Origin of the sequence: Bifidobacterium sp., assembly GCF_050874245.1 — a bacterium.
Lineage (GTDB): Bacteria > Actinomycetota > Actinomycetes > Actinomycetales > Bifidobacteriaceae > Bifidobacterium.
The window spans coordinates 1-3,270 of the sequence record NZ_JBNMKH010000129.1 but is presented as its reverse complement, the minus strand read 5'-3'; the positions used below and the strand labels follow the sequence as shown (position 1 = coordinate 3,270).

The following is a 3,270-nucleotide window of genomic DNA, read 5'->3' as shown; positions in this document are numbered from 1 at the left end:
TCCTTGACATGTGCGGAGCGTTTCACACGCCCCGCTATGGTTCTTGCGATTGCTTTCGTCTTTACCTGTTTATCAGCCTGTCGGCGCGGTCGCGCGCCTCACGCTCGAGTTGGCTCATTTCCTCCACGGAAGCGAACAGCGGATTGCCACGCAGTTCGGCGTCCATCTCGTCGAGGACCTCACGCACGGTGTCCACGATGCCAAGATACGGCAGACGATGCTCGAGGAACGCATGGACGGCCTGCTCGTTGGCCGCGTTGAGCACGGCGGTATGCTTTTCGGACGATTCGAGGCAGTGCCGGGCGAGGCTCACCGCGGGGAAGGCCTCGTCATCAAGCGGCTCGAACGTCCATGTGGCAGCCTTCGTCCAATCGCAGGCCGCGGCGACGTTCCCCAGACGTTCCGGCGCGGACAGGCCGAGAGCGATCGGCAGACGCATGTCCGGCGGCGATGCCTGCGCGATGGTGGCACCGTCGCGGAATTCCACCATGGAATGCACGATGGATTGCGGATGGACGGTCACATCGATGCGGCTCGGCGGCACGTTGAACAGTCGGCTTGCCTCGATGACCTCAAGTCCCTTGTTCATCAGCGTGGACGAGTTGATGGTCACGACCGGCCCCATGTTCCATGTGGGGTGGTTGAGGGCCTGTTCGGGGGTGATATCGGTCATCTGTTCGCGTTTCCAGCCACGGAATGGGCCGCCGGATGCGGTGACGATGAGTTTGGAGACCTCGCCATGCGTGCCGGCACGCAACGACTGCCAGATGGCCGAATGCTCAGAATCGACCGGATTGATCTGCTTGTCCCGCACTTGCGAATCGAACAGCAGATGGCCGCCGGCCACCACGGATTCCTTGTTGGCCAACGCCAACTGCGATCCCGCCTGAAGAGCGGCGATGGATGGTTCAAGACCAATGGAACCGGTGATGCCGTTGAGCACCACATCGGCGCCGGAGCCGGCCATGCCGATCACGGCGTCTGGGCCGGCGGTCACTTCGACTTCGCCGGCTCCGGCCTGTTCCAGCGCCTCACGGAGCGCGGGAACGGCTTCCTTATGGAAAATCGCGATGGCCGGTACATGGAATTTCGCGGCTTGACGTGCAAGTAGTTCGACGTGCGCCCCACCGGCGGCGAGTCCCGTCACGGTGAAGCGGTCGAGATGACGTGAGATGACGTCAAGGCCTTGGGTGCCGATGGATCCGGTGGAACCTAGGATTACTACGGTTGATGGTTGCATGGGTTATGCGTTTGCTCTCCGTATATGTTGCCGATGGCTCGGCATTGGTTTTGCGATTATGTGGAACATGAGAACAGGCCGGCGGTCACGCCAGCCTGTTCGTCGGAAGTACGTCAGTCGAAGGACGGGAACGACAAATCCGGAATATCAAGATTCGCGCTGTCGATGCTCGTCGGGAAAAGCGCTTGGACGGGCTTGTCCGATTCCTGCTTCTTTTCCTGTTCCTGCTTTGCCTTTGCCGGCGGCTCAGGCGCCGGAGCGACAGGCTTGGCGGCTGGGACGGCGGATGTGGCTGGCTTCGGTTCCGGTTGAAGGGCCGACGTGGCGGGCTCAGGTGCCGTCGGCGCGGACGGCGCGGCCGACGTTGCCGCCACTGGCGTGGCGGACGTGGCAGGCTCAGGAGCAAAGGACGGCGGAACCGGAGCAGCAAGCGGACCCGGACTCGATGGGGCGGCGGACTTCGGAGCTTCGGACATGGCCAGATTTGGCACCTGCGGGGTAAACGTGTTCTCCGTAACACTCGCCGCATTAACCGCATGCGCCAAATGAGCCAAGGCGGCAAGCGAAGGGTCGGATCCCGTTCCGGATTCCGCCGGAACAGGCTGGACGGTCGGAGTCTGCGGCGCGGAAGCCTGCGGAGCGCTGTCGGCAATCGGATCGAACACCTGGGTTTCCTCGGATGCCTTCGGCTTGGCGGGCGACGTAGTTGCTTGCGGACGGAACACCGGCGGAACCACCGGCGGGACGGCCGGTGCATCCGTCTTCGCCGTGGGCGCGCTCACCGGGGACGTTACCGCTGACGTGAAGATCTCATGCTCCGCCTTGTTCAGCGCATCGAAGGAATCCTTCTCATTGCCCGCCGCAGCGACCGTAACGGCTGGTGCGGATGGGACGGACGGCGCGCTTGCAGCGGCAGGTGCGGCGGATGCCGGGGCTGCAAACAACGGCGTGATCATCGGGGAACCACCATCAGCGGATGCCGACGCGATGTTGGATTGTGATTCTTCGGAAGGTTCTCCGACGAAATCGGCAACGCGCGCATACGATTCCAGTCGGGTCAGCAACTGGCCACAGGCGGCCAGATAATAATCGACCTGCCGCTCGTCGTACCCTTTCTTGCCTTTGCGCTGGGTGAAGACCACGTTGGAAATGGTCTGCGCATTCATGTCGGCAATCGCCTTGGCATCCTCTTCGCTGATCTGTTCAAGGCCCAATTCGCCGGCGGCTTTGGTCAGGCACTTGTCGATGACGCGATCCACCTGCTTACGGTCATAGCTGGGATTCTTTCCTTCGCCCGGCTTGAAACGCTCGCCCGGCTCACGCTCGGCGTGGGCATCAAGCTTCTTGAACAGGTCCTCTGTCTGTGCCTTCCAAGCGACACGGCCATGCTGGGAGATCTCCCAAGTGGTCTGCTTGTCCACCACGGCGCGTTCCAGACGGGCCAACGCCGCGTCCACCTGGGCGATCACATAGCCGCCCTTGACCAGTTCGAAGGAAACGTTCTGAATGTCATGCTGGGTGAGTTGTGCGCCTTCGCCCTCGTACAGCCTATGCGCGCGTTCAAGGAAAGCATCCACCTGTTCCGCATCATATCCCCACTTCCGCTTCGCGGCGCGTGCGATCCCCGATGCGTTCCTCTCGGTTTCAGGTTCCTGTGCCATTGGCGTTCAACCTCCTGCTACACGTATTAACGTCACTACTTTACGTGATTGATTCGACGCAGCCGTCATAAAAGACCGAATCGGCGAGAATCGGCCGCAATCCGCATCTTCGAAACCCCTCCGTCGGCATGGATTTCGTCTCGGATCGCCGACACGCGCGACCAACATCACGAACATACGGTACAGTGGATTGCTGCGGGCGATTAGCTCAGTTGGTTAGAGCGCCACCTTTACACGGTGGATGTCGGGGGTTCGAATCCCTCATCGCCCACTTTCTTTATCCCCCATGAATCCAAGGATTTCCAGTCGAGCCGACGGTGGTTCCACGTATTTCATCCACGTTCTGCCCACATAACAAAAATAAAAATC

The 3,270-nt window shown here is 61.0% G+C and carries 2 protein-coding genes and 1 tRNA gene; 1 reads left to right on the top strand and 2 read right to left on the bottom strand.

All coding sequences use genetic code 11. The features are described 5' to 3' along the window. Positions 1-61: 61 nt before the first annotated feature. Together dxr and ACR0P8_RS09065 are read right to left on the bottom strand one after the other, a co-directional pair. Positions 62-1,240, bottom strand: coding sequence for a 1-deoxy-D-xylulose-5-phosphate reductoisomerase (dxr, locus tag ACR0P8_RS09070; RefSeq protein WP_432624753.1), 1,179 nt, complete (start codon positions 1,238-1,240; stop codon positions 62-64). Positions 1,241-1,353: 113 nt separating this feature from the next. Next, positions 1,354-2,901, bottom strand: coding sequence for a DivIVA domain-containing protein (locus ACR0P8_RS09065; RefSeq protein ID WP_432624752.1), 1,548 nt, complete (start codon positions 2,899-2,901; stop codon positions 1,354-1,356). 197 nt (positions 2,902-3,098) lie between these two features. Here ACR0P8_RS09065 and ACR0P8_RS09060 point away from each other — a divergent pair. After that, positions 3,099-3,172, top strand: a tRNA-Val gene (locus tag ACR0P8_RS09060). Positions 3,173-3,270 lie beyond the last annotated feature (98 nt).